At 66.0% G+C, this 26,743-nt stretch carries 28 protein-coding genes and 1 pseudogene; 11 read left to right on the top strand and 18 right to left on the bottom strand.

What is annotated here, in order from left to right; translation table 11 throughout:
- The first annotated feature begins 66 nt into the window (after positions 1-66).
- The 5 genes from X946_RS12915 (at position 67) to X946_RS12895 (ending at position 4,883) form a co-directional block, all read left to right on the top strand.
- Positions 67-942 carry a LysR family transcriptional regulator gene (locus X946_RS12915; protein ID WP_038748118.1) on the top strand — a complete coding sequence of 292 codons (876 nt, stop codon included), beginning with the start codon at positions 67-69 and terminating at the stop codon, positions 940-942.
- A gap of 66 nt (positions 943-1,008) precedes the next feature.
- A complete protein-coding gene (locus X946_RS12910) occupies positions 1,009-1,932 on the top strand; it encodes a DMT family transporter (RefSeq protein ID WP_038748116.1) in 924 nt (307 codons plus the stop codon).
- A gap of 84 nt (positions 1,933-2,016) precedes the next feature.
- Positions 2,017-2,796, top strand: coding sequence for a sensor histidine kinase (locus X946_RS12905; RefSeq protein WP_038748114.1), 780 nt, complete (start codon positions 2,017-2,019; stop codon positions 2,794-2,796).
- A 93-nt stretch (positions 2,797-2,889) separates the two neighbouring features.
- The gene (locus X946_RS12900) at positions 2,890-4,230 is read left to right on the top strand and encodes a hemolysin family protein (RefSeq protein WP_038748112.1); all 1,341 of its coding nucleotides are present in this window, start codon (positions 2,890-2,892) and stop codon (positions 4,228-4,230) included.
- Between the two features lie 62 nt (positions 4,231-4,292).
- Positions 4,293-4,883 carry a thiamine phosphate synthase gene (locus tag X946_RS12895; protein WP_038748110.1) on the top strand — a complete coding sequence of 197 codons (591 nt, stop codon included), beginning with the start codon at positions 4,293-4,295 and terminating at the stop codon, positions 4,881-4,883.
- A 152-nt stretch (positions 4,884-5,035) separates the two neighbouring features.
- Here X946_RS12895 and X946_RS12890 read toward each other — a convergent pair whose 3' ends face one another.
- Positions 5,036-6,679 carry a DUF3459 domain-containing protein gene (locus tag X946_RS12890; protein WP_038748108.1) on the bottom strand — a complete coding sequence of 548 codons (1,644 nt, stop codon included), beginning with the start codon at positions 6,677-6,679 and terminating at the stop codon, positions 5,036-5,038.
- A 273-nt stretch (positions 6,680-6,952) separates the two neighbouring features.
- Between X946_RS12890 and X946_RS12885 the strand changes: the two genes are divergently transcribed.
- Both X946_RS12885 and X946_RS12880 read left to right on the top strand, forming a co-directional pair.
- Positions 6,953-7,666, top strand: coding sequence for a class I SAM-dependent methyltransferase (locus X946_RS12885; RefSeq protein WP_038748105.1), 714 nt, complete (start codon positions 6,953-6,955; stop codon positions 7,664-7,666).
- A 255-nt stretch (positions 7,667-7,921) separates the two neighbouring features.
- Positions 7,922-8,377, top strand: coding sequence for a YbaK/EbsC family protein (locus X946_RS12880; RefSeq protein ID WP_038748104.1), 456 nt, complete (start codon positions 7,922-7,924; stop codon positions 8,375-8,377).
- Positions 8,378-8,444: 67 nt separating this feature from the next.
- Here the strand turns inward: X946_RS12880 and X946_RS12875 are convergent, their stop codons facing one another.
- A complete protein-coding gene (locus X946_RS12875) occupies positions 8,445-9,683 on the bottom strand; it encodes an alpha-hydroxy acid oxidase (RefSeq protein WP_038748144.1) in 1,239 nt (412 codons plus the stop codon).
- Between the two features lie 250 nt (positions 9,684-9,933).
- Between X946_RS12875 and X946_RS12870 the strand changes: the two genes are divergently transcribed.
- Positions 9,934-10,344: a winged helix-turn-helix domain-containing protein gene (locus X946_RS12870; RefSeq protein ID WP_038748142.1), complete on the top strand. Its 411-nt coding sequence runs from the start codon at positions 9,934-9,936 to the stop codon at positions 10,342-10,344.
- A gap of 240 nt (positions 10,345-10,584) precedes the next feature.
- On the opposite strand, the gene X946_RS12865 is transcribed toward X946_RS12870, so the two are convergent.
- Positions 10,585-11,178, bottom strand: a complete 594-nt coding sequence (locus X946_RS12865) for a LysE family translocator (RefSeq protein WP_038748140.1) — start codon at positions 11,176-11,178, stop codon at positions 10,585-10,587.
- Positions 11,179-11,271: 93 nt separating this feature from the next.
- Here X946_RS12865 and X946_RS12860 point away from each other — a divergent pair, with 93 nt between their 5' ends.
- Complete coding sequence (locus X946_RS12860) at positions 11,272-12,126, top strand: AraC family transcriptional regulator (RefSeq protein ID WP_038748103.1); 855 nt, start codon at positions 11,272-11,274, stop codon at positions 12,124-12,126.
- Positions 12,127-12,878: 752 nt separating this feature from the next.
- Complete coding sequence (locus X946_RS12855) at positions 12,879-13,910, top strand: helix-turn-helix transcriptional regulator (protein WP_038748101.1); 1,032 nt, start codon at positions 12,879-12,881, stop codon at positions 13,908-13,910.
- A 76-nt stretch (positions 13,911-13,986) separates the two neighbouring features.
- On the opposite strand, the gene X946_RS12850 is transcribed toward X946_RS12855, so the two are convergent.
- From X946_RS12850 to X946_RS12780, 15 genes and pseudogenes are all read right to left on the bottom strand, one after another.
- Entirely contained in the window at positions 13,987-14,589 is a 603-nt protein-coding gene (locus X946_RS12850) for a LysE family translocator (RefSeq protein ID WP_038748099.1), read from the bottom strand.
- A gap of 37 nt (positions 14,590-14,626) precedes the next feature.
- A complete protein-coding gene (locus tag X946_RS12845; RefSeq protein WP_038748097.1) occupies positions 14,627-15,034 on the bottom strand; it encodes a cupin domain-containing protein in 408 nt (135 codons plus the stop codon).
- Positions 15,035-15,082: 48 nt separating this feature from the next.
- Positions 15,083-16,126 (bottom strand): 4-hydroxy-2-oxovalerate aldolase, encoded by a 1,044-nt coding sequence (gene dmpG / locus X946_RS12840; protein WP_038748096.1) that lies wholly within the window; start codon positions 16,124-16,126, stop codon positions 15,083-15,085.
- A complete protein-coding gene (locus tag X946_RS12835) occupies positions 16,123-17,016 on the bottom strand; it encodes an acetaldehyde dehydrogenase (acetylating) (protein WP_038748095.1) in 894 nt (297 codons plus the stop codon). The genes dmpG and X946_RS12835 overlap by 4 nt, the downstream gene beginning before the upstream one ends.
- A complete protein-coding gene (locus X946_RS12830) occupies positions 17,013-17,855 on the bottom strand; it encodes a thioesterase II family protein (protein WP_038748093.1) in 843 nt (280 codons plus the stop codon). Before X946_RS12830 ends, X946_RS12835 begins: the two co-directional genes overlap by 4 nt.
- Complete coding sequence (locus tag X946_RS12825) at positions 17,852-18,796, bottom strand: branched-chain amino acid transaminase (RefSeq protein WP_038748091.1); 945 nt, start codon at positions 18,794-18,796, stop codon at positions 17,852-17,854. The genes X946_RS12830 and X946_RS12825 overlap by 4 nt, the downstream gene beginning before the upstream one ends.
- Positions 18,797-18,810: 14 nt before the next feature.
- Complete coding sequence (locus tag X946_RS12820) at positions 18,811-19,494, bottom strand: RraA family protein (RefSeq protein WP_038748089.1); 684 nt, start codon at positions 19,492-19,494, stop codon at positions 18,811-18,813.
- A 7-nt stretch (positions 19,495-19,501) separates the two neighbouring features.
- Entirely contained in the window at positions 19,502-20,284 is a 783-nt protein-coding gene (locus X946_RS12815) for a thioesterase II family protein (RefSeq protein ID WP_038748086.1), read from the bottom strand.
- Between the two features lie 18 nt (positions 20,285-20,302).
- On the bottom strand, positions 20,303-21,208 hold the full coding sequence (locus tag X946_RS12810) for a chlorinating enzyme (protein WP_038748083.1): 906 nt from the start codon (positions 21,206-21,208) through the stop codon (positions 20,303-20,305).
- Between the two features lie 94 nt (positions 21,209-21,302).
- Positions 21,303-21,563, bottom strand: coding sequence for an acyl carrier protein (locus X946_RS12805; protein ID WP_038748080.1), 261 nt, complete (start codon positions 21,561-21,563; stop codon positions 21,303-21,305).
- Positions 21,560-23,149, bottom strand: a complete 1,590-nt coding sequence (locus X946_RS12800; protein ID WP_038748077.1) for an amino acid adenylation domain-containing protein — start codon at positions 23,147-23,149, stop codon at positions 21,560-21,562. Before X946_RS12800 ends, X946_RS12805 begins: the two co-directional genes overlap by 4 nt.
- Before the next feature lie 671 nt (positions 23,150-23,820).
- A pseudogene (locus tag X946_RS36205) lies at positions 23,821-23,992 on the bottom strand (LysR family transcriptional regulator); the annotation flags it as partial.
- Between the two features lie 255 nt (positions 23,993-24,247).
- Positions 24,248-24,613: an ArsR/SmtB family transcription factor gene (locus tag X946_RS12790; protein WP_038748071.1), complete on the bottom strand. Its 366-nt coding sequence runs from the start codon at positions 24,611-24,613 to the stop codon at positions 24,248-24,250.
- Positions 24,597-25,058 (bottom strand): SRPBCC family protein, encoded by a 462-nt coding sequence (locus tag X946_RS12785; RefSeq protein WP_038748068.1) that lies wholly within the window; start codon positions 25,056-25,058, stop codon positions 24,597-24,599. Before X946_RS12785 ends, X946_RS12790 begins: the two co-directional genes overlap by 17 nt.
- Positions 25,059-25,201: 143 nt before the next feature.
- The gene (locus X946_RS12780) at positions 25,202-25,855 is read right to left on the bottom strand and encodes a DUF1345 domain-containing protein (RefSeq protein ID WP_038748065.1); all 654 of its coding nucleotides are present in this window, start codon (positions 25,853-25,855) and stop codon (positions 25,202-25,204) included.
- Between the two features lie 121 nt (positions 25,856-25,976).
- On the opposite strand from X946_RS12780, the gene X946_RS12775 reads away from it, so the two are divergent.
- Positions 25,977-26,711 (top strand): metallophosphoesterase, encoded by a 735-nt coding sequence (locus tag X946_RS12775; RefSeq protein ID WP_038748062.1) that lies wholly within the window; start codon positions 25,977-25,979, stop codon positions 26,709-26,711.
- Positions 26,712-26,743: the final 32 nt, after the last annotated feature.

Here is a 26,743-nt window from a genome sequence, read left to right as displayed (position 1 = left end):
GCAGCTTAGGGCCCGCCATCTATAATGAACAGATATCGATGAACATTTTATCTATTTTCATTTGAAATGAAACCGCTCGATCTGGACGCCGTTCGCGCATTCGTCCTCGTCGCCGACTTGGCGAGCTTCACGCGCGCCGCCGACGCGCTCGGCACCACGCAATCGGCCGTCAGCCTGAAGCTCAAGCGGCTCGAGGCGCAGCTCGGCACGCCGCTTCTCGAACGCACGCCGCGGCGCGTGACGCTCGCCGCCGTCGGCGCCGCGTTCCTGCCCGCCGCGCGCGAGCTGCTCGACGCGCACGAGCGCGCGCTCGCATCGCTTGCGCCCGAGCGACGCAGGCTCTCGATCGGCGTCAGCGAGCACGTCGCGGTGCCGGATCTGCCGGCCGTCCTCACGGGCCTAAGCCGGCACGACCCCGGCCTCGTGCTCGAAATGCACGTCGGGATGTCGACCGGGCTGCTCGCGCAGTACGACGAGCGGCGTCTCGACGCGGCGTTCGTGCGCCACGAGCCGGGCGAAGATCCGCCGCGCGACGACGCGACGCCGCTCTTCACCGAGCCGCTCGCATGGCTCGCCGCGCCGGGCTGGACGCCGCGCGCGGGCGAGCCGCTGCCGCTCGCGGTGCTGGCGGGCCCGTGCGGCGTGCGCGCGGCCGCGCTGCGCGCGCTCGACCGTGCCGGCGTGCCGTGGCGCGAGCGCTTCACGGGCGGCGGCGTGGCGGCCGTGGCGGCGGCCGCCGCCGCGGGTCTCGCGGTATGTCCGCTTGCGCGCCGCGTCGCGCCGCACGCGCTCGTCGACGTCGGCGCGCGCTTCGGCCTGCCCGCGCTGCCCGACTCGCAAGTCGCGCTGTATTCGCGAGTGCGCGACGCCCGCTCGAAGGACACGCTGCGGCGCTTCGCCGACAGCCTGGCGGGGCCGACGCAATCGGCCGGACGCGAGTAGACTGTCGGATTTCGTCTGTCGATTTCTCGCCTTTCGCGCGACTTTCGCCCGCCCTTCCGCCGCCGCATGACCCACGACGCCCGCAAACACCTCCGCGCCAACCTGCTGATGCTCGCCGCCGCCGCGATCTGGGGATCGGCGTTCGTCGCGCAGCGGCTGAGCCTCGCCGTGATCGGCCCGTTCCTGTTCACCGGGCTGCGCTTCCTGCTCGGCGCGGCGGTGCTCGTGCCGCTGTTGCGCATCAACGGCGCGGCGCGCGCGCACTGCGCGGCGCTCACGCGCGATCGGACGCTATTGCTGCCGGGGCTCGTGCTGGGCGTGCTGCTCGCGGTGTCGATCTCGCTGCAGCAGATCGGGCTGCAATACACGAAGATCGCGAACGCGGGCTTCATCAGCTCGCTCTACGTCGTGCTCGTGCCGATCATCGGCGTGTTCTTTCGGCATCGCACCGGCATGGGCACTTGGCTCGGCGCGCTGCTCGCGGCGATCGGCCTGTACTTCCTGAGCGTCGACGAGCATTTCTCGATGCTGTACGGCGACTGGTTCCAGCTCGCGGGCGCGATCGTGATCGCGTTCCACGTGATCGCGGTCGGACACCTCGCGCGCCGGCACGATCCGCTCGTGCTGTCGTTCATGCAGTTCGCCGTCTGCGGCGCGCTGTGCGTCACCATCGGGCTCGCGATCGAGCCCGTCGACCGCGCGACGCTCGTGCGCGCGCTGCCGACGCTGCTGTACGGCGGGCTGCTGTCGGTCGGCGTCGGCTACACGCTGCAGGTCGTCGCGCAACGCGACGCCGCGCCCGCGCACGCGGCCGTGATCTTCAGCATGGAAGGCGTGTTCGCCGCGATCGCCGGCTGGGCCGCGCTCGGCGAGACGCTGTCGCTGCGCGCGCTGATGGGGTGCGCGCTGATGCTCGCCGGGCTCCTCGTCTGCCAGTTGCTGCCGGGCCACGCGCGGCGCGCCGACGACAACGACGCGCTCCCCGCGTGACGACGCGCGCCGGCCGCCGCGCGCGTGTCCGGTCCCTATAATGTCGATTCGCCCTTCATCACGATTTCACACAAGGGAAACACTGTGATTCCGTCCGCCGCCGATCCGGCCGTCGCGCTGCTGCGCGAACGCGCCGCACGCTACGCCGCCGAGGTGGCGCTGTTCGTCCGCGACCACGCGCTGTCGATCGCGTCGCACGATCTGCGCGGCCCGCTCAACGCGATGCACAGCTGGGCGTACGTGCTCGAGCGCCGGCTCGCGCCGAGCGACGACAGCGTGCGGCGCGCGCTCGACGGCATCCGGACCGGAATCGAACAGCAGACGAAATTGCTGGAAACGATCGTCGACGCGCCGCGCGCCGAGACGCGCGCGCTCTCGATCACACGCGCCGACGTCTCGCTCGACGCGCTCGTCGGCGAATGCGCGGCGCTCGCGCGCGCCGCGCTCGGCGATGCGCGCGGCGCGGCCGTGACGGTCGCGCCTCCCGCGCTGCCCGGCGGCTCGCTTGATTGCGATCGCGAGCGCGTCGCGCAGGCGTTGTGGTCGATGCTCACGTTCGCGATCGAAGCGAGCGCGCCGGGTGGCGAAATCGCGCTCGGCTGCGACGTCGCGGCCGACGCGACGCGTTTCGGCGTGACGTTCCGCGCGCAGCCGTCGGCGCTGACCGACGCCGCGCTGCCGCACGTGTTCGAGACATTCGCGCGGCGCGACGCGCTGGCCGAGCGCCACGGCGAGCGTCCGGCGGCGGTGTTCGCGCTCGCGCAGCGCGTCGCGCGCGCGCACGGCGGCACGTTCGCGCAGACGCCGCTCGAGGCCGGCGCGCCGGCCACGCTCGTGCTGACGATCGCCGCCGCCCGCGCGTAATGGGCGGCCGCGCATGTCGCACTGCTCGACAATAAATTACGTTTTCCTTTCCAACCTTATACTGTCGCTTCGTTCATTTCCGGAGTCCCTTCGTTGATACAGATCTTCGCGCTCGTCGGCGCGTTGTTCCTCGTGGCCCTCAACGGCTTCTTCGTCGCCGCCGAATTCGGTCTCGTCAAGCTGCGCGCGACGCGCGTCAAAACCCTCGCCCGCCAGCACGGTTTGCGCGGGCGCATCCTGCGCGTCGTCCATGCGCGGCTCGACGCGTATCTGTCCGCATGCCAGCTCGGCATCACGCTCGCGTCGCTCGGCCTCGGCTGGATCGGCGAGCCGGCGTTCGCCGCGCTGCTGTCGCCCGTTCTCGCGCTCGTCGGCGTCGAGTCCGAGAAGCTCGTGCACCTGATCTCGCTCGTGTTCGCGTTCTCGGTGATCTCGTTCCTGCACATCGTCGTCGGCGAGCTCGCGCCGAAATCGATGGCGATCCGGCAAGCCGAGAAGACGGGCCTGTGGGTCGCGATCCCGCTCTACGCGTTCTACTGGGCGATGTATCCGGCGATCTGGGTGCTCAACACGAGCGCGAACGCCGTGCTGCGGCTCGCTGGGCTGTCCGCCGAGCACGGCGGCGACGCGCACTACTCGACCGACGAGCTGAAGCTGATCCTGCGCAGCCGGCGCAACACGGCCAGCTCCGCGAAGACGTCGAAGGACGCGTACAGCACCGACGAATGGAACACGCTCGCGCATTCGCTCGATTTTTCGTCGATGACCGTATCCGACCTGATGCGGCCCGCGCACGAGATGGTCGGCCTGCGCCGCGACGTGCCGCTCGCGGACAACATGGAAGTCGTCGCGCGCCACCGCTTCAGCCGCTACCCGCTCTTCGACGACCACTCGCGCGAGCGCGTGAACGGCCTCATCCACCTGAAGGATCTGCTGCTCGCGCGGCACGCGGGCGCGGCGCTCGCCGATCTTTCCGACTACGTACGCCCGGTGCAGTACGTGAAGCCCGACACGCCCGCTCTCGACCTGTTCCGCCGTTTCCGCAAGGGCGCGCCGCACTTCGCGCTCGTCGGCAAGAAGGGCGAGAAGCCGATCGGCTTCCTCACGCTCGACAACCTGCTCGGCGCGCTCGTCGGCCAGATCCACGACGAATTCCGGCAGGGCGATTCCGATTGGAACCGCCTCGACGACGGCACGCTGATCGGCAAGGGCAGCCTGCCCGTCGTGTCGCTCGAGCAGGCGCTCGGGATCGACATCGACGAAGGCCGCGCGGAATCGGTCGGCGGCCTCGTGATCCAGGCGCTCAACGATCTGCCGACCGAAGGCCAGCGCGTGTCGTTCGAGCGCTTCGACGTCGTCGTGAAAAAGATGATCGGCCCGCGGATCGTGCTCGTGCGCGTGTATCCGAAGGCGTTCAAGGAGGCGGACGAATGAGCGGGAATACGGCGCTCGACGCGGCAAACGCGGCCGCGCGCGCAAGTGCGTAGGATGACGAAATGCCCGAAGATCTCGCGCTGCCGCCGTACTACCTGATCACGCCGGAACCGGACTCGGATTCCGACGCGGATCTCGCGGCGTTTCTCGATCGGCTGTCGGCCGCGCTCTCGACCGGGCTCGCGCTCGTTCAATTGCGCGTGAAGACGCTCGATGCCGCCGCGTATGCGGCGCTCGCCGCCGACGCGATCGCGCGCTGCCGCGCGCAACGCGCGAGCCTGATCGTCAACGGGCCGATCGATGCCGGAACCGCGCTCGCGCTCGGCGCGAGCGGCGTGCACCTCGGCAGCGCGGCGCTGCGCGTCGCGACCGCCCGCCCGCTCACTTCGGACTGCCTGCTGTCGGCCGCGTGCCACTCGCTCGACGAGCTGCTGCACGCGGAGCGCATCGGCGCGGATTTCGCGACGCTGTCGCCGGTCCTGCCGACTCTCACGCATCCCGGCGCGCCGACGCTCGGCTGGACCCGCTTCGCCGACTACGCGGCGCAAGCGCGCATGCCCGTCTACGCGCTCGGCGGGATGACGCGCGAGCATCTGGCGACGGCGCGCGAGCATCGCGCGCACGGCATCGCCAGCATTCGGGGGCTCTGGTAGGAAGCGATCCGGCAACGGACGCCACGCGCCTGTCGCCTCGTCACGCGCACGCCGCCTTCGGCCCGCGTTCGTTCAGGCATCCTGATCGGAAGAAACGCCGCAGGCGCCGCCGGCTCGGCCGGCGCGACGCCACGCCGGGCGCTTTCACTCGTTCAAACACCGCCCAACGGGCGCGGCGCGACATCCGCGTAGCGACGCGCATCGTGCGTCAGCGCGTACTGATTGACGTCGCCCGTCAGCCACGCGACGAGCGCGTAAGGCGGCAGCTCGCCTTCGTCGACGCGATCCCGCGCGCGCGCCGGCGTCTCGAACACGATCATTCCGTCCGGCGCGCCATAGAACGGCAACGGCTGCGGCGACAGGTTCAGCGCGATGCTGAGCGTCTCGCCGTCGCCAAGCCGCCATGCGGCAACGAGCGCGTCGGCTTCGACGCCGTCGTTGGTCCTCAGCATGTCGGCACTGCGCGGGCGCACGTCGAGCAGGCGCGGCGCGATCAGCTTCGCGCGCACCGCGAGCGCCGACTGCAGAAAATGCCGACGCGACGGATCGCCCGCGGCTTCGTCGAAGATCAGCGGAATCTGCGGCGTCAGCAACGACAGCGCGAGCGCCGCGAGATCCGCCTCGCGCGCATCGCGCACCACGCCGTCGGACAGGACGAGCGACGTCAGCGACAGCCCGACGTCGGCCATCCCGCCGTCGCCGATCGGTTGCGCGCGCTGGAACACCGCGCCGTCCGCGGTCAATGCGCGCGCGAGCGCGTGAATCGACTGATGGGTCGACACGCCGTCGCCGCGCGCGCGGTCGCGGCGGCCCGTGAGCCGGTACAGCGCGCGTTCGCCGCAGCCGTTCCATTGCGCGTCGAAATGCGTGTCGGCGAGATGCGACGGATGCCGCTCGCTGCCGAGCACGAGATGCACGATCCGATCGGTCGGCATCGCCGCGTGCACGCGATCCGCGATCTCGCGCAACCACGTGCTGTCGATGCGGTCCGCCTCGCGAATCCGCAACCCGTCGCATCGGTACTCTTCGAGCCAGTACAGCGCGTTGTCGCAGAAGAACTCGCAGACCTGCGGATGATCGAGCGCGAGCGGCGGCGCTTGCAGCGGATCGTCGCGCGTGTGGAAGAACGGTTGCGCGTAGCGCCGCATCTCGTCCGTGCCGCAGCCGAAGCGCGCGTAGTCGAGATCGAGCAGCACCGCGAGGCCGAAGCCGTGCGCTTCGTCGATCAGTTGCTTCAGCGCGTCGGGGCCGCCGTAGTCGGCGAGCGGCACAAACGGCAGGCTGTCGTCGCGCGCATGCGGCGCCGCGAGTAATTCGAGCGCCGTGATGCCGAGCTGCGCAAGTTGCGGCAAGCGCCGGCGAATGCCGTCGTAGCCGCCCGCCGCGCCGGGCTGGATCGCGTAAAGCGCGATCTCCTCCCACGGCCGGCCGCGCCAGAACGTATGGCGCCAGGTGAACGCACGCGGGTCGACCACTTCGCTCGGCCCTTCGATGCCTTCCGGCTGCGAGCGCGATGCGGGATCGGGAATCGTCAGCGCATCGTCGAGCCGGTAGCGATAGCGTGTGTGCGCGCCGCAATCGGCGAAAGCCTCGAACCAGCCGTCGCCCGCGGGCGCCATCTGAAGTTCATGCGGGCCGCCCGCGGTTTCGAGCGCGAGCGTCGCGTTCGCATGCGCGGGCGCCCAGACGCGGAAGTGCGTGCGCGTGGTCGCGCCCGCGGCGCCGCACGGCTGTGCGCCGAAAGGCAGGCAGTGCGAATAGTGCCGCGCATACGGATCGTGAGGACATTCGGACATGATGCGATCCTCCTGCGTTCAGAGGCATGACGATGCGCCGCTTGCGGCGTGCATGCATGACACGCGTGGCCCGACGAAGAGGGGCAATCAGTATGCGCCGATTCGCGTTGCGATGCGAGCGTCGACGCGGTGTTTTAAACGTGAAGCGACCCCGAAAATGGCCGGTAGCCGCGATACCATGATCGCCGCTTGTCTTGTTGCGCACAGCGTCGGCGCCTACGCTGCGGTTTCGCGCACGATCCCGCGCGCGCGATTCTTCAGGAGTCCGACGTCATGTCCACGCCATCCGGCGCAGCCAAATTCGATCCGTCGCGCGCCGCCGAATACGCGGAGCAAAGCCGCATCGCGCTCGCGGGCTACGACGCGTGCCACGATCTCGCCGCATGCATGCTCGCATCGTCGGTCGCATCGGAAGCGGGCGCCGCGCAGATCCTCGTCGCGGGCGCGGGCGGCACCGCGCGCGAAATCGTCGCGCTCGCGGCCCTGGAGCCCGCCTGGCGCTTCACCGCTGTCGATCCGTCGCGGCCGATGCTCGAGCTCGCGAGCGCGAACCTCGCGGCGGCCGGCCTCGACGCGCGCGCGCGGCTACATCACGGCTACGTCGACGATCTGCCCGCCGACGCGCGCTTCGACGGCGCGACGCTGATCGGCGTGCTGCACCACGTGCCCGGCGACGACGCTAAGGCCGCGCTGCTCGGCTCGATCGCGCGGCGCCTGAAGCCCGGCGCGCCGCTCGTCGTCGCGGGCAACTACCGTCGCTATGCCGAGCATCCGCGCCTGCTGTGCGCGTGGGCGCAGCGCTGGCGGATGCATGGGGCATCGCCCGACGAAGTCACGCAAAAGCTCGCGACGATCCTGCGCGGCGCCGATCCGCCCGCGTCCGAGGACGCCGTGCATGCGCTGCTCGACGCTGCGGGGTTCCGCGAGCCGGTGCGTTTTTTCGCGAGCCTGTTCTGGGGTGCGTGGGTCGCGACGCGTGACGCATGAGCGCGAGCTTGCCGGCGGCGCGCTCCACAGCGCCAGTTGCGTTTTCGCGCGTCGTGCGATGCATGACCGCTCGGCCGGCTCGGCGAACGGCCGCAACGGTCACTGCACAATCGTTCAATACATTCTGCCCCACGGGCGATAGCTTATCCGTTCCGAGCGTTCACCAACAATGCGAGCGCAAAGGCTGCCGAGCCAGCCTTTTCTCCCGCCGATCATGCGAAGACAGACAAGTCGGCCGCAAGGAGTGCAAAGAATATGAGTGTTGAATCGGTTCGCCGGTTTCTGGCGGAAAAGGCGCCGGACATCGACGTCATTCCCTTGAACGAAAGCAGTTCCACGTTGACGTTGTCGGCAGCCTGGGACATCAAGCCGGCGCAAATCGCCAAGACGCTCGCGATGAAGGTCGGCGACACCCATTTGCTGCTCGTATCCTGCGGCGATTCCCGTCTCGACAACCAGAAAGTCAAAACCGCGCTGGGCGGCAAGGCGAAAATGCTCTCCGCGGACGAAACGGTCGCCGTCACCGGCCATCCGGTGGGCGGCGTATGTCCGTTCGGACTCTCGACGCCGTTGCCCGTTTATTGCGACGTGATGTTGAAATCGTACGATTTCGTCGTGCCGGCCGCCGGATCGACGCACGCCGCGCTGCGCATCGATCCGGTCCGGCTGGCCGAACTCGTCGAAGCAGAGTGGGTCGACGTCTGCAAATAGCCGGCGCGCCGCGCGCCCCGTCGGTTACCGGTTGCGGCGGCGGCGTGCGTCAATGACTGTCGGCGCCTTACAGCGCACGCTCCATCAGCTTGCGCGATGCTTCCTCCGGTTTTGCAACCGCCGTCACCGCACGATGGACCGCCCCCGCCATCCGCAACGCCGACTTGCCCGCCGCCCTGAGTTCCGCAATCGATTCGAAGCCCATCATGTTGAGCGCGGGCAGCATCTCGCTCTTCAACAGTTCGAGGCACCGCTCGACGCCCTTCCCGCCCGCCGCGCCGAGGCCGTAGACATACGCGCGCCCGATCGAGACCGCGCTCGCCCCGAGCGCCAGCGCCTTGATCACGTCCGCGCCGCGGCGCACGCCGCCGTCCATCAGAATCTCGGTCCGCTTGCCGACCGCGTCGGCGATCTCCGGCAGCACATCCATCGCCGAGGGCGCCGGATCGAGTTGCCGTCCGCCGTGATTCGAAATCAGAATGCCGTCGACGCCTTCGTCGACCGCGCGCCGCGCGTCGTCGGGATCGAGAATGCCCTTGATGACGATCTTGCCGGGCCAGCGCGCGCGCAACCACTTGACGTCGGCCCAAGACAAACGCGAGTCGATCATCCGGCCGACCGCCGCGGACTGCTCGAGCAACGATGCGCCGAGATCCGGATAGCGCAAGACGTTGCCGATTTTCGGCATTCCGTTGGACAGCGCGCCGACGCACCAGCCTGGGTGCTTGAGCATCGACCACACACCTCGCGCCGACAAACGCGTATCGGCGCGAAAACCGTTGCGCGCATCACGTTCGCGAATCGGGATGTAGCACGTGTCGACCGTCAGGAAGACAACGTCGACGTTCGTCTGCCGGCAACGCGCGAGAATGTCCTCGGTCAGATCGCGATTGCGGAACATGTAGAGCTGGAAATACAGCGGACCGAACCGCGCCGCGGCGACATCTTCGAGCGAACAGATCGAAAACGTCGACAAGCACTGACCAATGCCCGCCTCGTCGGCCGCACGCCCCGCCGCGATTTCCCCTTGCGGCCAATACATGCCTGCGAATCCCACCGGCCCGAGCAGGATCGGAAGCCGATGTTCGGCGCCGAGGTACGTCGCGTTCAAACCCGCCGCACTGCTCTGCGCCCCGGTCAACACCTTCTGGCGCAACCGCCAGCGTGCGAAATCGCTTTCATTCGCGCGCATCGTGGTTTCGCTGTTCGCACCGCCGTCCAGATAATCGAAGAAATACTTCGGCACCCGTTTTTGCGCCATTTTTCTCAAATCATCGATGTTCCATGCCTTTCCGACGTCGCTCATCTTGACCCTCTCCATTCGCCGCCGCAACGCGGGCGTTCGCCTCTTCCATGCACGGGCGCCGTAGCGGGCATGCATCTCACTCGCACCGAGGCATTACGGCCATGTTTTCATGGCAGCGGCTCGGATTCGGCAGGATTTTTTCACTAGCTGTCTCATCGACATTCTAATGTTATTTTCATCGACCTTTCACTGATTTTTTAATTATTTAGCACTCCATTTCATCAACGATGACTTTTAAATGGTGAAGCATATGGGCACGAAGCAAGATAGAGGATCGTCGGTCGCCGAACGGCGCATGAAGGGTCTCGACTTGCTCGAGATGGGCATGTCTCAGGCCGACGTTGCGCGAACGCTGGTCGTGTCGCGGCAGTCGGTGTGCAGATGGGCGAGACGGCTTGCGCAACGCGAGTTGCATGTCGCAAAGCCGCTGGGACGGCCAAGGCGATTGACTTCCGCAAAATGCGCGGTACTTCGCGCCATGCTCGACGACGGCGCGCTCGCGGCGGGTTTCACGAGCCCGCAGTGGACGGTCGCGCGAGTATGCATGTTGATCGAGCGAGAATTCGGCATCGCATATAGCAAAACCGGTGGATGGGAATTGTTGCGCACGCTAGGCATCTCGTTGCAACGAATGGAAAAACACCCGCGCGCCGCACGCTGATGCAAGGCCGAAGACGCTCCGCACCGATGCCCAAGCCGACGGGCATCGGCATCGCATCGCGATAGCGCCCGCACCCTTCCGATGCCAACGGGCCGCCTGATCGAATGCGCGCGCCGACGGCGCAAATCTCATACCGCCGACGGCGAACAGCGGATCGGCTCCAACGCCGAATCGGCCGCTCCAACCGAGCCGAGACGAAAACGAAGAGCCGCAATTAATAACGCCCCCAAGGCAATTACTTCATTCGAATAGCGCAATCAGCGAAACAAGCACCAATATCGCCGCCAAGGAAACATTGATGATGCGGGACGCAACCGGATCGTGCAGGAAACGGGACAACGACACGCCTGCCAGCAGCCAGCCGAGATGGATAACGATGATCATCACGCTCAGCAGGGCAATTTTGGCGGCAGCATCCAGGCCATAGTTGCTGGCAACGAGCGTCGTCCCTGCAAACACCGCGCCGATCGCGATGTACGCCTTCGGATTGGCGACGGCCAAAAGGAAGCCGCCCTTGAACGCGGGAGACGAGACGTCTCCTTTGCGCGCGTCGAGCGGTGGCGCAGTCGCAATCTTGTACGCAAGATAGAGAATGTAGACAGCGGAAATGATGTTGAGCATCCTCGCGCCGTTCGGCATCGACATCACGAAAGCCGTCACGCCCGTCGACACGAGAAGCAGCACGGCGACCGTGCCGGCAATGAGGCCCCAAGCATATTTGAGCGACCTGCGCACCCCGTAGGACGCGCCCATCGCCGTCGCACTGACCGTCGACGGCCCGGGGCTGCCCATCACCACGGTCGCCGCAAGGAGCAGGGCCAGAAGTGAGCGCAACATATCCGAAACTAGATCGACTTGGTTTACCATCGAGGCTCCAATGCACCATTTTTTGAACAGGTAGCTTATGGAAGCGCCACGGAGGCTGTCTTGAACGATTGTGCACGCGACACCGCGCCCGACAGGAACCACATTCGGATCGGCTCCGGCGCCACGGGCATCGAGCGCGCAGAGGCGCACTTCCTCGATCACGCGTTCACGCCCCATCGTCACGACACGTACGCGATCGGCATCACGCTCTCGGGCGTGCAGACCTTCCGCTATCTCGGCGAAACCCACCACTGCCTGCCGGGGCAGTGCCATATCCTTCACCCGGACGAACTGCACGACGGCCGCGCGGGAACCGACGAAGGCTTCGGCTACCGGATCGTCTACGTTGACCCCGCGCTCGTCCAGGAAGCCCTTGGCGGACGCATGCTTCCGTTCGTCCGCTCACCGATCGTTCAGGCGCCCGCCGTCGCCGAAGGACTCGCAGCCGGCGTCTGGAACCTGGACGAGGAAATCGACAACCTGTCCCGCTTCGACATCGCCGTCGCCGTCGCGAACCTGCTGACGGCCGCCGCCGCGAACAGCGGCGCGCCCAAGACCGGCACGCTCGCCGTGGCCGAATTGACGCGCATACGCGATATCATCGCGTCCCGCCCGCACACGGCGATCTCGATGGACGCGCTCGAACACGCCTCGGGGCTCGACCGCTGGACAATCGCCCGCCAGTTCCGCACGCTGTTCGGCACGAGCCCGAGCCGCTTTCGCACTCAACGGCAGCTCAATCTCGTGCGCAAACTGTTGATGGAAGGCGAATCGCTGTCGACCTCGTCCACCGACGCGGGCTTCTCCGATCAAAGCCATATGTCGCGGCACTTCAAGAGCACTTACGGCATCACGCCGGGTTCGTGGATTTCCGCGGTCCGCGGCCGGCGCTCGCAGCACCAGGCAGACCACTAAAGACATTCGACCACCCGGCGGCGGCCGAACACCCCTCGCCCCGCCTCTTCCGACCGCCGCATCCGCCCACCAGGTGGATGCGGACGTCCTCGTCCGAGCGCTTGCGCGCACGCGCGGCCCATCCGGCCGCGCTCGACATTCGGCGCGCCGTCGGCGGCATATCCGCCTGGCTTCGCATAAACCAACCAGCGAGACAAACGTTGCGAACCGCTCGTTACTCGACATCCATCGCGCTGGCGCATCTCGATGACGGCAGCCAACGCCGTTCGAGCTCACGCCATCGGAACGCATGGCCGGCGAAGTCGCGTGCCAGCACATATGGGGATCGTGTCGCCAGAGAGACGATAGGAACTCGTCCGTCGATGATTGAGTGCACAACCATCCATTCACGTCGAGACGGGAACCGCACGCATCGCCGGAAGAATCGCCTCGTCGAATCTCGATGTGCATCTGCGGATCGAATGGTCATCTAGGAATTTTCCGATTCGATTTCCATCGATTTTATTGGCCACCAAAAAAACTAAATTTACAAATCTCAAATTACTCATTCAGAGCGATACAAGTAATTAAAAGTTTGTATTGCCAACCAATCTATAGTCGCAGTAAGTTAAAGGACATAATTCGGCATATGCCTCCGACCCCGCACACCGCGAGCAATTTCCCGTCGCGCCCGTCGCCATCAGCTCGGCGCTCCGGTAGGTCGCGGCGAATCGTCATGAAGTTCGGAATCCTCGAAGCACGGCCTGGCGCGTATGGCTCGAAATCGCACCGTATTTCCTATCGAACACGCGCGAATGGACGTCACCCAGGAACGCAACGGCGTTGTCGGCGACAAACAGATATCGCTCAGGATATGTGGCGACGCGGCCCAAGGATACTTGCTCGAGCGACACCACGCGGCGCCGCGCCAGCCATCGTTCGTGCAACGTCTGGATTTATTCGACGGCGCGACCGTTACGTCGTTCATCGAACACGATCCTTATTCGGTGGAGCTCGAAAGTCTATATCGAGCAGTAGTTGGCGTTCCCGAAAACACCGTGGAATCCACCGAATACAAGGCGATTCAACCCGAATTCGCGTCTGAATGCGTCAGCGAAAGCGGCTTACTGACTGTAATGCGCAACACAGCCGCCGAATGTGGCGCAACAAACTGTTTTTACCATTACTTCAGAATCGACGAGAAAACCGGAAACTTGAAGAACCACGAATTATTAATCGGCGGAACGCCCGTTTGGGCACACCGTTATGTGCATCGCCATTGGTATTTGAACGATCCCGCCATCGCGCATGCACGCAACGACACGCGCCCGCTGCGTGCGTCAACGCTCGCAACGCTGCCGTCCGATCATTGGCTGAATCAGCAGACGCAATTGCTCGGCCTGGCCAGCAACGTGTTCTTTCCTGCACACCGCCGCGACGACGACACGATCGGTTTGTTGCACGTCAGTTCGTCGCTGCCGCCCGCGCAAGGCGAAGAAATCATCTGGCGCAACCGGCGAACGCTGCGCGGACTAGCGACCGAGATGCTCGAATGGAAAGTCACGGCGCAGCGCCAGATGCTTGCCCGAGAAATGTCGCTGAGCCGTCGCGAACTCGTCGCGTTGCGGCTCGTCGGCAGGGGCGGCAACGCGCGCCACGTCGCCGAGGAACTACAGCTCGACGAACATGCGGTCTATCAGCTGTTCACGTCGATCAACAAGAAGATGAATAGCAGCCACATCAAGACGAGCGCGAACAAGGCGAAGCAGCTCGGTTTCCTGGCGGAGGGCTACATCTCCGAATGAACGGGGCGCGGCGCACGGCCCGCCCGTCTCTCCTATCGTCGATGGCCGCTCGCGGGCCGCCCGCCCGCGAGCGGATTCAGCGCCCCAACACCGAATACGCGAGCGATCCAGAAAACGTCGCGAGCACGAGCGACGCGCAGCGCATGAACGTCGACGTATGCTCGGCCCACGAGCGCTGCGACGTCAGCAGCCCGCCCAGGCTCGACCAGCCGACGCCGATCGGCGCGAGCACGATCAGGAACACGACGACCGCCCATCCGAAGTAGCTGAGCGACCGGAACGCTTCTAGCGGAAACATCGTGCTCGCAAACAGCAGTGCCTTCGGGTTCATCAGCGTCGCGACGAACAGATCCGCGAAACTGATCGGCCCCGCGGTCAGCTCGTGCAGCGCGCGGCTCTTCGTCCACATCTTGACCGCGAGCCACAGGATGTACGCGGCGCTCAGCAGCTTGATCGCGCCGAAGAGCCAGGGCCGGCTCGCCGCCACCGACAGCAGGAAGAACCCCCATAGCGAGATCGCGACGACATAGCCCAGCGCCTCCGCGATCACGAGGTGCCAGGTGCCGCGCAGGCCGGCCTTCAGGCCCGACGACAGCAGCAGCGTGTTCGTCGGCCCCGGCACGATCAGCACGAGCGACACGTATAACGACATCTTGAGCAATGCATCCTGGATGAGCACGGCGCCTCCTCGGTTCGTCGGCTTCGATGGTGGTCGTTCATCGGCCGGCCGCCGGCGCGGACGAAGCCGCGGCCGGTGCGCCGGCGAAGTAGCGATTGCCGTCCGGCGCGAGCCAGTCGGCCCGCGGCGGCGTAAACACGTCGAGATCGACCGCGTCCTCGAGACACAACGCGTTGTGCGGCACGTTCGCCGGAAGATGCAGGATCTCGCCGGGCCCCACCTCGACCTCGTGCTCGAGGCGCTCGCCGTAACGGAACAGCAGGCGTCCTTCGAGGATGTAGGTGAACTGCTCGTTCGGATGCGAATGCGTTCCGACGAACGCGCCTTTCTTCAGGAACAGCTTCGCCAGCGTCAGCGCGTCGCCCGAGACGACCTGACGCTCGATCCGATCGGTCAGCACTTCGCGCTCGACTCGATCCCATGCACCAAAACCTCGTTCGCTCAAACCTGTCACGATTCCCTCCTCGTTCGATCGTGTGAAATGCGTCCGCGCTCACGCGGACAGCTCGCGAATCCGCACGCCGTCGCTCGCGCGCTGCACGTCCCGCTCGCGCGCGAGACGGCTCGCCTCCTCGATGATGATGTCCTCCTGGCCGGCGACGAGCTTGCGTTCCGCGAGCCGCTTGTACAGATCGAACTCGTTGACGCCGAACTCCTGCGCCGCCTTCTGGATGTGCGGCACATAGCCGGAAAAGAGGCCGTACAGGCCGCTCGCGATGTTCGCCGGCTGGATGTGCGGCGTCTTCGGATTCAGGAAAGCCTCGGTGCTGCGCGCGAGCGTCATCACGCGCTCGAACGTCGTTCGCGCGCCGTGCCCTTCGCGTTCCATCGCGGCGACGAGCGTCTCGAGCTGCGTGTTGCCCGCGCCCGCGCCGAAGCCTTTCACGCAGGCATCGACGATGCGCGCGCCTGCCTCGAGCGCGACGAGGCTGTTCGCGACCGCGAGCCCGAGATTGTTGTGCGCATGAAAGCCGACGTCGATATCGAGGCCGTCGACGAGGCGCTCGACCTTCGCGCGCACGAGCGACGGCGTCGAGTAGCCGGCGCTGTCCATCAGCACGACCGCCTGCGCGCCGTAACGCTCCATCAGCCTCGCTTGCGCGAGCAGCACGTCGGGCGGCGCCATGTGCGACATCATCAGCACACCGAACGCTGTGCGGCCCGCGTGTCGCGTCTGCTCGATGAAGCGCGCGGACACGTTCGCTTCGGTGCAATGCGTCGCGACGCGCACGACGTCGACGCCGATCTCGAGCGCGAGCGCGATGTCCGCCGCCTTGCCGAGCCCGGGAATGAAATGCACGCCGAGCCGGCTCGTGCGCAGCGCGGCGCGCGCGGTCTCGAGCATCAGGCGATCGCCGATGGGCGTCTGTCCGAGCAGGCACGACGAACCGCCGAGACCGTTGCCGTGCCCGACTTCGACGACGTCGATGCCGGCCTCGTCGGCCGCGCGCGCATACGCATGAATCTGCGCGGCGCTCAGTTGATGGCGAATCGCGTGATTGCCGTCGCGCAAGGTCGCATCGCTGATCAGTATCATTGTGTGGCTCCTTGTCTGGCGGTTGCATGCCGATGCGAGGCGACCGCGAGCGCCGCGCAATTGATGATGTCCAGATTGCCCGCGTACTCGGGCAGGTAGTCGCCGCGCCCGCGCACCGTCAGGCCGATCGTGATCCTGCCCTGGCTTTCGAGCGGTTCGACGACAAGCCGATAGCCGGGCACGTATTCGCGAACCTTCTCGACCATGCCGGCGACGCACGCACGCACCCGATCGAAATCGCGATAGCGCGCGTACGCATAGAGCGTGGTCTGCATCCGCACGCCGGGCTCGGCGGGATTGATGTTGAGGATCGCCTTCGTCTTCTTCGCACCGCTGAATTTCGCGAGCGCGTATTCGGTCGTCGTCATGTATTCGTCGATGTTCTCGCGCGTCGCGATGCCGGCGCTGCGCGACGCGATCGCCGACACCACCTCCAGGTATTCGATCTCGTCGACCGCCTGCTTCAGTGCGTACGCAAGCGGCAGGCTCGCCTGCCCGCCGCAGGTGATGAGGTTCACGTTCTGCTCGGCGCCCATGTCGTCCAGATTGATGCACGGCACGCACAGGCGGCCGAGCTTCGCGGGCGTCAGGTCGATCACGAACTTGCCCGCGTCCGAGAAGAAGCGATTGTTGATTTTGTGCGCGGCGGCCGACGTCGCGTCGAACACGAGGTCGTACGCCCCCTCGTTCTCCTTCAGGAAGTCGAGACCGTCGCTCGACGTCTCGACGTTGCAGCTGCGCGCGAGCTTGAGTCCGTCGCTCTGCGCATTACGCCCGACGACGAACCTCAGATCGAATTGTTCGGATGCCTTCACTTTGAACATCAGATCGAGCCCGATGCTGCCCGACCCGAGGATCGCCACGCGCGTGCGCGATGATTTGTTCTTCATATGCCGCTCTCCTCCGTCAAATGACGCATGCGCGCCGCCGAACCGCGCATGCCGCTTTGCACACCCGCCGCTTCGCGTGCGAGCACACGCTCCAGCTCGCGGCCGATTTCGCCGAGCACGCCCTCTTCTTCGCCGTGCATGAAGAAATGGCCGCCCGAAAAACCGACGTAGCGCGCGGCTCCGCTCGTCTCGGCGAGCCAGCCCGACAGCCCGGCGTCGCTCACGAGGCCGTCGTTCGAGCCGTGCAGCACGAGCAGCGGGCAATCGAGCGGCGGCGCTTCGACGTATCGGTACGTCGCGGAGATCGTCAGATCCGCCCGCAGCCGGGGCAGCCAGAGGTCGCGCAGCGCCGGATCGGCGATCAGCGCGTCGGGCGTGCCGTTGTAGTCGCGCACCGCGGCGATGAACGCATCGTCGGGCAGCGTCTGAATGCCCGCGTCCCGCCAGCGAAAACGCGGCGCGCTGCGGCCCGACGCGACGAACAGCGAAGGCTTGGCGAAGCCGCGCGCGCGCAGCAGGCGTGCGAGGTCGAACGCGATCAGCGCGCCCATGCTGTGGCCGAAGAACGCGTACGGCAGATCGAGCAGCGGCGGCACGACCTCCGCGAGCGCCGCGACGATCGGCTCGGCGTCCTCGATCAGCGGCTCGCCCAGCCGATACTCGCGGCCGGGCAGTTGCACCGCCACCACTTCGACCCAGTCGGGCAAGCCGCGCGGCCACGTCCGAAAGATCGACGCGGTCGCGCCCGCGTAGTGAAAGCAGAAGAGCCGTACGCGCGCATCCCGCGCCGCGTGGACGATCAGCCACGGCGAAGCGGCCGCCGATTCGCGCGCGCTCATGACCGCGCTCCGTCGCGCGCCGGCACCGGCACGGGCGTAAGCCAGTTCCATTTGTCCGCGTGCGTGCCGCGCACGATGCCGAAGTACTGATCCTGGATCGCCTTCGTCACGGGACCGCGCTTGCCGCCGCCGACGAACATCCTGTCGACCGAGCGCACCGGACAGATCTCGACCGCGGTGCCGGTGAAGAAGATCTCGTCGGCGAGATAAAGCATCTCGCGCGGAATGCTCGTCTCGGTCACGGTGTAGCCGAGGTCGCGCGCGATCCGAATCACGCAATTGCGCGTGATGCCGCTCAGGATGCTGCTGCCGATCGACGGCGTGAAGATCTCGTTCTTGTAGACGAGGAACACGTTCTCGCCGCTGCCTTCGCTCACGAAACCGTTCGCGTCGAGCGCGATGCCCTCGCTCATCCCGTTCTCGTGCGCCTCCATCACGATCGCCTGGCCGTTGACGTACTGGCCGCCGATCTTCGCGAGCGTGCTCGCCGCGCCCGCGCCGTTGCGCCGCCAGCTGCTGACCTGCACGTCGACGCCCTGCTCCAGCGCCTCGTCGCCGAGATACGCGCCCCACGGCATCGTCACGAGCAGCGCTTCGGCCGGGCATTGCCGCGCGTCGAGCCCGAGCGACTCGCCCGCGCCGCGATAGACGAGCGGCCGGATGTACGCGCTGCGCTGACCGTTCGCGCGCAGCGTCTCGACCGTCGCCTCCATCCACTGCCCGACGCTCATCGGCGATGGAATCCGCGCGACCTTGCAGCTGAACAGCAAGCGCTCGAAGTGCTCGCGGCCGCAGAGAATCGCCGCCTTCTCGCCGATCTCGTAGGCGCGCACGCCCTCGAACACGCTGGTTCCGTAATGCAGCGCATGGCTCATCACGTGCACCTGCGCACGCTCCCACGGCACCAGTTCGCCGTTCTTCCACACGTAGCTCGCTTTCATCGCTGTTGCGCTCCTCACATGACGTTGTATTGATTGAATGCGTCGACGACGCTGCGGCCTTCGACGATCGCGTCGCGAACCTTGCGTTCGAGCCGGTTCTTCGCGATCGCGCGGTTGATCACTTCCTGCTCCGCTTCGCGCGGAATCACGCAGACGCCGTCACCGTCGCCGAAGATCAGGTCGCCCGGCCGGATTCGCACGTGGCCAACGGTGATCGAACAGCGATAGTCGACGACGTTGTGGCGCCCCTGCAGCCCGTATGCGTACGTGCCGTGCGCGAACGCCGGCAGGTTCAGATCGGCAATCGCGTTCGCGTCGCGCACGTGCGCGTTCAACACGACACCCGCCGCACCGAGATTGCGCGCGCGCGTGACAAGCAGATCGCCGAGCCGCGCGACAGCCGTCGGGCCGCCGCTCGCGACGTAGACCTCGCCCGGACGCAACGCCTCGACCGATTCGAACAGCAGTCCAAACGGTTTCGCGTCGTAACGCTTGAGACCGCCGTGCGGCACGGGCGGCTCGTCCTGCACGGGCATCGCGCGGCCGATCATCACCATGTCCCGCCGCAGCGGGCGGATCTCCGGCGGCAGCATCGGGTACGCGAACCCGAGCTGCTCCATCACGTCGCTGACGGGGCAGGTCGAGAGCTCGGCGCGCATCAGCGCGAACAGCTCGTCATCTGAATTCCACTGCGCCATTTGTCTGTCATCCGATTAGAGTGGAGCTCGCATCGCTCAAGAGCGGCTCGAGCTCGCGGTTGATGTGGTCGAGTACCGACGCCTCTTCGTCGTGAATGAAGAAGTGGTCGCCGGCAAACCGGTAGCGTGCGAAGCTTTGCCGCGTCTCGCTCGCCCAGCGTGCGAGCCCGTCTTCGCGCACGAGGCCGTCGTGAACGCCGTGAAAGACGACGATCCGGCAATCGAGCGGCGCTTGTGGCTCGTAGCGGTACGTCTCGAACACGGCGCCGTCCGCGCGAATCCGCGGCAGCAGCAGCTCGAGCAGCGCCGGGTCCTGCAGAATCGCGTCGGGCGTGCCGTTGCAGCCGCGCAGCACTTCGACGAACTCGGCATCCGACAACCGATGCCGAATCACTTCCGGCTTCACGTCGGGCGCGTTCTGCGCGGACGCGATCAGAAGCCTCGGCTGCGGATATCCGCGAGCGCGCAGCACCCGCGCGACCTCGAAACCGATCAGCGCGCCCGTGCTGTGCCCGAAGAACGCAAACGGCCGGTCGAGCAGCGGAGCGAGCGCGTCGACGAGCGGAGACGCGACTTCGTCCATCGAGTGCAACAGCGGCTCGTTCAGCCGGTTCTCGCGGCCGGGCATCTGCACCGCGACAAGCTCGACGCCGTCCGGCAGCGACTCGACCCAGTGTCTGAAGATCGAGCCGCCGCTGCCCGCGTAGTGAAAGCAGAACAGCCGGATTCGTACATCGGGTTTCCGTTCGTCGGCGCCGAACAGGAACCAGCGGGCCTCGCATGCATTCATGTCGGCGCCTTCCTTCGCTTACGCGATCGCCGCAACTGCGGCGAGCGGCTTCGTCACGCGGTTATGGCCATAGCGGTCCTCGCCCGCCACCAGCACCGTCGAGTAGCGGTCGAGCGGCAGCACTTCGCCGAAGTGGTGGAACGACTCCTGGCCCGAATACACCTTCACGTGCGTCGGCACGAAGCGCGTCGCCCAGCCGAAACGCACCGAATCCTTGCTCGTGTTCGGATTCGAGCCATGCATGCAGCGCGACGTGAAGATGAAGAACTGGCCCGGCTTCACTTCCATGTGCACCGCGCGCGACTCGTCCGGCTTCCAGCTCGGATCGAGCTTCAGCTTCTCGTAGTCGTAGCCGTAGAAGCCTGATTTCTGGCCGTCGTCGAGCACGCGCTTGTTGAAGTTCTCCGGCTCGAACGGGATGTTGCGCTTCTCGTCGAAGAACCAGGTGCGGTGGCTGCCCGGCATCAGCTTCAGGCAGCCGTTCTCCTTCGTCGCCTCGCTCATCGCGATCCACGCGGTCAGCTCCCACGGCCGCCCTTCTTCCGCCGCCGTCGGCTCGAGCTTCTCGGTGCCTTCGAACTCCACGAAGCTCTCGGCCTGGTGCCAGTCGGTACCTTCGTCGCCCGGGTATTTCGGAAACCACTCGGTTCGCCAGCTCAGCACGTCCGGGCCGAGGATGCTCGAGATCCGATCGACGATCTTCGGATGACTAATGATCTGGTTCAGATCGGGCATGTCGAGATGACGGTCATAGTTGAGCCGGCTGTTCGGGAACGCCGCCTTCGTCGCATCGAGCAGGTCCATCCGCACTTCGTTCCAGACGCGGGTCATCTCCTCCGGTTCGTACAGCGTGAACGGGCCGGCGAAGCCGTTCTCGTAAAAAGAATTCTTTTCGGCTTCCGACATGTGAAAACGCTTTTGCATCTCAGTTCTCCTAAATATGGCGTAAAGAGCCATGTCTTGAAAAATCCGCTTGTCGCGGCCGCCGCTTTCGCGGCTCGTGAAACGCCCTCCGGAATCAGCCCGCGACCGGGGCCTCGGCGCCGCTGAGCTCGCGCAGTGCGTCGATTTCGCCGCTCAACGCCGCCACCGTCGAGCGCGTCTTGTCGAAAAACAGCCTCGGCGACGGCGCGACGCCCGTTTTCGCCTTGATCTGCTTCAGCACTTCGACGAGATTGAGCGAATTGCCGCCGATATCCAGAAAACGGGTATCGCCCGTCACCTTCTTGACGCCGATCACGCTCTCCAGAATCTGAATCAACATCGTTTCGGTCTTCATGGATTCACTTCCTCCTGGTTACTTTCATTGACGCGGTGTTGCAATATCGACAGAAGCGCTTTGCGATCCGTCTTTCCCGATGACAACTGCGGAAACTGCTCGAGAACCATGACGTGGCGAGGCACCATGTAGGCGGGAAGCTCCGCCGCGAGGCGCCGCCTGATTTCGTCGACCTTCGAATCGGCGTCGAGCGACGCGCCGCGCTCGAGCAGCACGCCCGCGGCAAGCAGCGTCTCGCCGTAGCGCGATTCGAGCAGCACGACCTCCGATCCATGCACGTGCGGCACGCCGTTGACGACCCGCTGGATTTCGCTCAGATGAATCCGGTAACCGCCGATCTTCACTTCGTTATCCTTGCGGCCCATGTAATACAGGCTGCCGTCGGCGAGATACGTGCAAACGTCGCCCGTTCGATAAAACGGCACGCCGTTCATGCGAACGAGCCGCGCCGCCGTCTCCTCGGGCAAGTTCCAATAGCCCTGCATGACCTGCGTGCCGCCGATCATCAGCTCGCCCGGCACACCCGGCGCCGTGATCCGCTCGCCGCGCTCGTCGGCGAGCAACGCCCTCACGTGCTCGAGCGGCTTGCCGATCGGATAGAGCGCGCGCCGCTCGGGCTCGACCTCTCGGATCACGTGCGCGACCGCCGCGCATGTGGCCTCGGTCGGACCGTACGCGTTGATCACCTGCACGCCCGCGTTTTTCTTCAGCCAGCGCTGGATCGTCTTCACGTCGGGCACGTCGGTGCCTGTAAGGATCGTCTTCAGGTGCGGCAGCGGCGCGGCTTCGAACGCGTCCGCCTGCGCGATCAGGCCGAGCATCATGCCCCACGCGGAGAAATGCGTGACGTCGTGCGCGCGGATCGCGTCGAACAGCAAGTCAGGCGCGTTCACGTCGTCGTGCACGTACAGCGACGCGCCCTGCGCGAGCGGAAACATCATGTCCATCAGATACACGTCGAAATGCAGCGGCGAAAAGCTCGCGCATCTCGATTGCGACGTGACGTCGTAGACGGCGCGCGTACCTTCGAAGAAATCCGCGATGCTGCGGTGGTTGATCAGCACGCCCTTCGGACGGCCGGTCGAGCCGGAGGTGTAGATGCAATATGCGATCGCGGTTTCGTCGAACGGCGGCAGCGGCAACAGCTGCACGAGCGCGTCGAGCCGTGCCGAATCTGCGTCGGCGAGGAGCCGCTCGAGCTCGCTCAGCGGCAGGATCGGCGCGGCCGACGGCAACGCGTGCTCGAGCGCTTCGGTCAGATCTTCGTCGGCGATCACGAGCGCCGGCGCGACGTCGTGCAGGATGTATCGCAGGCGGTCCGTCGGCATGCGCGGATCGAGCGGCACGTGCACGCAGCCGGCCTTGAACACGCCGACGATCGCCGCGACGAGCAACGCGCGGCGGCTCGCGAGCATCACGACGCGATCTCCCGGGCGGCAGCCCAGATCCTGCAGGCGCATCGCGAAACGGGTGCTGAAGCTGTCGAGATCGGCGTAGCCGAGATCGCCGCGAGAATCGGACAACGCGCATTTATACGGCGTGGCGAACGCATGAGACTGGATTGCTTGAACGATGTGTCTGGCCATCTGAATGAATCCTCTTTGCGATGTCTCTTTACGGGCACCTTCGAGATTCAGGCGGCATTGCGCACCGGCTAACGGGCGAACGACCCTGCATGCGCGCTTGCGATGCACGTTCGTTCGCCGTCGACTACCGGCCCCTCGTCATTTGACTGCGTGCTGCTTTCTCTCAGACTGCTGGCTGCTTGTTCGAATCGTTCTGCCGCTGCACCGCCGATCCGCCGATGAAGCGGACGCGCCCGCACCCGGATGCAATGCCGGCGAGCGCACGTCGAACAGGCGGAATGCGCGTTGCTCGACGTCGGCTCGAATGCGTGTCGTTCGTCGCCGCATTCGTTGATTGATAGGCTAGATGAAATTCCCTGCGGAAATACTTAGATCACTTCCAGAATATGTCCGCACGATTTCAGCGCGATTCAAGAATAAGCTCCGAACCTGATATTTAAGCGTTTGTTGATGTATTTTTGGCTGCCTAAATAAATGGATGATTCAAAGCATGCCGCTGCGCGCGGTTGAATTCTTTAGCAAGAGCGGAAAAGCGCGGTTTCGCGTTGAATGCGATCGTAAAAGAGGAGGCAAGCGCGTGTCGCTGCAGGCCCGACGCATTCGCCGATTAGGCGCCCGGCACTTCCGCGCCGAGCGCGTTGCGATCCGATGCGTTTCATCTCGTCAGATGTCAGACAATCGACGAACGATGCGATACGCGACGAGATCGCCGTATTGCGGCGATAGACTGCGTGAACCGGCTGCAGCACGTCGTGCGTCTGGCGCGTGAGCAGCTGCACGAGCCGCCCTTCATCGATCGCGATTCCGTGCGGTCATGAAATCGGACAGGCAAGCGATGCCCGCGCGTCTCGCCACTCGATTCGGCGTCTGCCGCCGAGCGCGCCGGATGAGCGCGGCGAGCGGGACTGTCTCCATGCGCCAGGCGGAGCGCGCACGACGGCAAGTAGCCGCGTGGCGAGATATTTCGCGAGACGTTCGCGACCGCTTCGAAACGGCACTCGCATCGGCCGTGCGCGAAACGGTTCGTCCATCGACGATCGTTCGTTTAACTGACCGTTCCCGCCGCGAAAGCGAAGCGACGCGCCGCAAGCGTAGCCATCATGCCTGAACTGCGTGCTCGAGCCGCAGCAACGCCTGATCCCACTGCCGGCCGATCGCGTCGAGCGCCGCCCGCGCGATATCGATCTGCGCGGGCTCGAAGCTCCACAGCCGCTCGCGCCCGAGCTTCGCGTCACGCACGAGCCCCGCGTCCGCCAGCACCTGCAGATGCTGCGTGACCGACTGGCGCGTGATGTCGGTGCCCGCGGTGATCCGCGCGATCGACAGCGCCGTGCCCGCGCACAGCGCGGCGACGATGCGCAAGCGGGTCTCGTCGCCGAGCGCGGCGAACACCGTCGCGCAATCGCGCAACTGCGCGCGCTTGAGCGGCGCGCGCGGCGGCCGGCCGTCAGCGCGCGTCGACATGTACGGCGATGTTCTTCATCTGCTCGTCCCAGCCGCCGCCGTTCATCCGGAACGCATCCGCGCGGCGCTCGATGGGCAGCTTGTCGAAGCCCGATTCGATGATGGTGAGCAACGTGCCGGCTTCGACGTCGGCGAGCTCGAACGCGACGAGCGTCGGCGTCTCTTGCGAGTAGTCGAGCGCGGGATCGACCGCGGCCGGATGCCAGCGGTACGAGAAATGATGCTCCGGCTCGATCCGCTCGATCCGCATCTGCAACACTACATGCTCGTAACCGGGATACGTGATGCGGCCTTCGACGTGGCGTCCCGCCTCGAAGGTCTGCCCTGCGAGATCGACGCGAAACCACGCGCCGAACTCGTCGGCGTTCGTCAGCGCGCGCCACACGCGCGAGCGCGGCGCGCTCAGCACGATCCGCCTTTCGATACGATCGGTCGATGTGTTCATATGCAGCCTCCTGGCTGCACATTAGGCCGCGCACTCGTGAAATGCAAGGAAACGGCTGCCTGTCCGGAAATCGCATGCGCCGCCTCGCCGCGCCGGCGCGAATGCGCCGGCTGACGCGGCATGCGGCGTCGGCGCAATCGAATTCAGCTCAGGAGCCCCGCCGCGACGTTGACCGACAGCCCGAGCACCGCCATGTTGAAATAGAACGACAGAATCGACTGCGCGAGCGCCGCGCGCCGGATCGATCGCCCGCGCAGCGATACGTCGGACGTCTGCGACGCGACCGCGATCGTGAACGAGAAATACAGGAAATCCCAATAATCGGGCTCGAGATCGCGATCGGGAAACGACAGCGCGCGCGCGTCCTTCGGCGACAGATAGTAGAGCCGCGCGTAGTGCAGCGTGAAGATCGTCGGAATCAGGAACCATGCGCCGAACATCGTCGCGCCCGTCACCGCGTAATGACCGAGGCCGTAGCGGAATCCGACGCTCTTCGCGCTGACGAGCTCGAGCACGATCGCGGCGATGCTCGCGACCGTTGCGAAACAGATGATGGTCAGCACGATCGTCGCGTTCTCGTCCTCGCGCATCGCGATCTCGCGCACCCTGTGATGTTGCGCGCGCACCATCCGCACCCACATCAGCACGAGATACAGCCAGATCGTGCAATCCCAGCCGATCAGCACACGCGCGAACGGCCGCAGCGGATACGGGAACAGCAGGCCGAACGCGACGCCGGCGGCGGCCGCGATCATCATGCGCGGACGATTGCGCAGCACTTGCGGATAAAGCGTCATGATTCCTCGTCGAGACGATCGAAAGTCGAGTGAAAGACCGCGCCGCTGCTGCGGCGCGTCGCAGCGATTATCGTCATGTTGTCCCGCTGCGCCAAGGGCGGCTGTGTCCTAAGATGGGCGAATGGACACCGCTCCCCTGATCCGTCGCCATACCGCGAACCATGCCGGCCGCGATTTCGTCGTCGGCGATCTGCACGGCTGCGTCGAACCGCTGCGCGTGCTGCTGCACACCGTGCGCTTCGATCCGGCGCGCGACCGGCTGTTCTCCGTCGGCGATCTCGTCGACCGCGGCGCGCAGTCGGAAGCGGCGCTCGCGCTGCTCGAGCGCCCGTGGTTCCACTGTGTGCTCGGCAATCACGAGGACGTGCTGTGCTCGGTCGCGGACGGCAGGCTGCCGATGAGCGTCTGGAAGCGCATCGGCGGCGACTGGGCGTCCGACCTGCCCGTCGCGACGCTCGAATGCTATGCGCGACGGCTGCGCGAACTGCCGCTCGTGCGCGTCGTCGGCGAAGGCGGCGAGCGCTTCAACGTGCTGCACGCGGAATTCTTCGGCAGCGACGCCGACCTCGATCGCGGCGACTACGCGCCCGACGTGATCACACGCCTGCTGTGGGGCCGCGAGCTCGCGTACGGCCGCACCGACCCGGCCGCACGCCAGATCGGCATGTCGACCACGTATTGCGGCCACACGCCGATGCACGACGTCGTGAGAATCGGCGCGCAGACGTTCATCGACACCGGCGCGTTCGATCCGTCGGGCCGGCTCACGCTGCTCGACACGCGCAGCGGCGAAAGCTGGTCGCTGTCGGTCGCGGCCGCGCGCCAACAGGGCGCGGCGGACGTGCCGCTGCCTTGATGCGCGGGCCGCGGCGCCACCGTGGAGCCGCG

Source organism: Burkholderia sp. ABCPW 111 (assembly GCF_000773065.1).
In the GTDB taxonomy this organism is placed as follows: domain Bacteria; phylum Pseudomonadota; class Gammaproteobacteria; order Burkholderiales; family Burkholderiaceae; genus Burkholderia; species Burkholderia savannae.
This window is presented reverse-complemented; position numbering and strand designations above follow the sequence as displayed.

Bases quoted from the DNA above. Each gene is read 5' to 3' on its own strand.
- X946_RS12915 (WP_038748118.1), top strand. From the start codon at position 67: ATGAAACCGCTCGATCTGGACGCCGTTCGCGCATTCGTCCTCGTCGCC.
- X946_RS12910 (WP_038748116.1), top strand. From the start codon at position 1,009: ATGACCCACGACGCCCGCAAACACCTCCGCGCCAACCTGCTGATGCTC.
- X946_RS12895 (WP_038748110.1), top strand. From the start codon at position 4,293: ATGCCCGAAGATCTCGCGCTGCCGCCGTACTACCTGATCACGCCGGAA.
- X946_RS12890 (WP_038748108.1), bottom strand. From the start codon at position 6,679: ATGTCCGAATGTCCTCACGATCCGTATGCGCGGCACTATTCGCACTGC.
- X946_RS12885 (WP_038748105.1), top strand. From the start codon at position 6,953: ATGTCCACGCCATCCGGCGCAGCCAAATTCGATCCGTCGCGCGCCGCC.
- X946_RS12880 (WP_038748104.1), top strand. From the start codon at position 7,922: ATGAGTGTTGAATCGGTTCGCCGGTTTCTGGCGGAAAAGGCGCCGGAC.
- X946_RS12875 (WP_038748144.1), bottom strand. From the start codon at position 9,683: ATGAGCGACGTCGGAAAGGCATGGAACATCGATGATTTGAGAAAAATG.
- X946_RS12870 (WP_038748142.1), top strand. From the start codon at position 9,934: ATGGGCACGAAGCAAGATAGAGGATCGTCGGTCGCCGAACGGCGCATG.
- X946_RS12855 (WP_038748101.1), top strand. From the start codon at position 12,879: ATGGCTCGAAATCGCACCGTATTTCCTATCGAACACGCGCGAATGGAC.
- dmpG (WP_038748096.1), bottom strand. From the start codon at position 16,126: ATGATACTGATCAGCGATGCGACCTTGCGCGACGGCAATCACGCGATT.
- X946_RS12835 (WP_038748095.1), bottom strand. From the start codon at position 17,016: ATGAAGAACAAATCATCGCGCACGCGCGTGGCGATCCTCGGGTCGGGC.
- X946_RS12830 (WP_038748093.1), bottom strand. From the start codon at position 17,855: ATGAGCGCGCGCGAATCGGCGGCCGCTTCGCCGTGGCTGATCGTCCAC.
- X946_RS12825 (WP_038748091.1), bottom strand. From the start codon at position 18,796: ATGAAAGCGAGCTACGTGTGGAAGAACGGCGAACTGGTGCCGTGGGAG.
- X946_RS12820 (WP_038748089.1), bottom strand. From the start codon at position 19,494: ATGGCGCAGTGGAATTCAGATGACGAGCTGTTCGCGCTGATGCGCGCC.
- X946_RS12815 (WP_038748086.1), bottom strand. From the start codon at position 20,284: ATGAATGCATGCGAGGCCCGCTGGTTCCTGTTCGGCGCCGACGAACGG.
- X946_RS12810 (WP_038748083.1), bottom strand. From the start codon at position 21,208: ATGCAAAAGCGTTTTCACATGTCGGAAGCCGAAAAGAATTCTTTTTAC.
- X946_RS12805 (WP_038748080.1), bottom strand. From the start codon at position 21,563: ATGAAGACCGAAACGATGTTGATTCAGATTCTGGAGAGCGTGATCGGC.
- X946_RS12800 (WP_038748077.1), bottom strand. From the start codon at position 23,149: ATGGCCAGACACATCGTTCAAGCAATCCAGTCTCATGCGTTCGCCACG.
- X946_RS12790 (WP_038748071.1), bottom strand. From the start codon at position 24,613: ATGTCGACGCGCGCTGACGGCCGGCCGCCGCGCGCGCCGCTCAAGCGC.
- X946_RS12785 (WP_038748068.1), bottom strand. From the start codon at position 25,058: ATGAACACATCGACCGATCGTATCGAAAGGCGGATCGTGCTGAGCGCG.
- X946_RS12780 (WP_038748065.1), bottom strand. From the start codon at position 25,855: ATGACGCTTTATCCGCAAGTGCTGCGCAATCGTCCGCGCATGATGATC.
- X946_RS12775 (WP_038748062.1), top strand. From the start codon at position 25,977: ATGGACACCGCTCCCCTGATCCGTCGCCATACCGCGAACCATGCCGGC.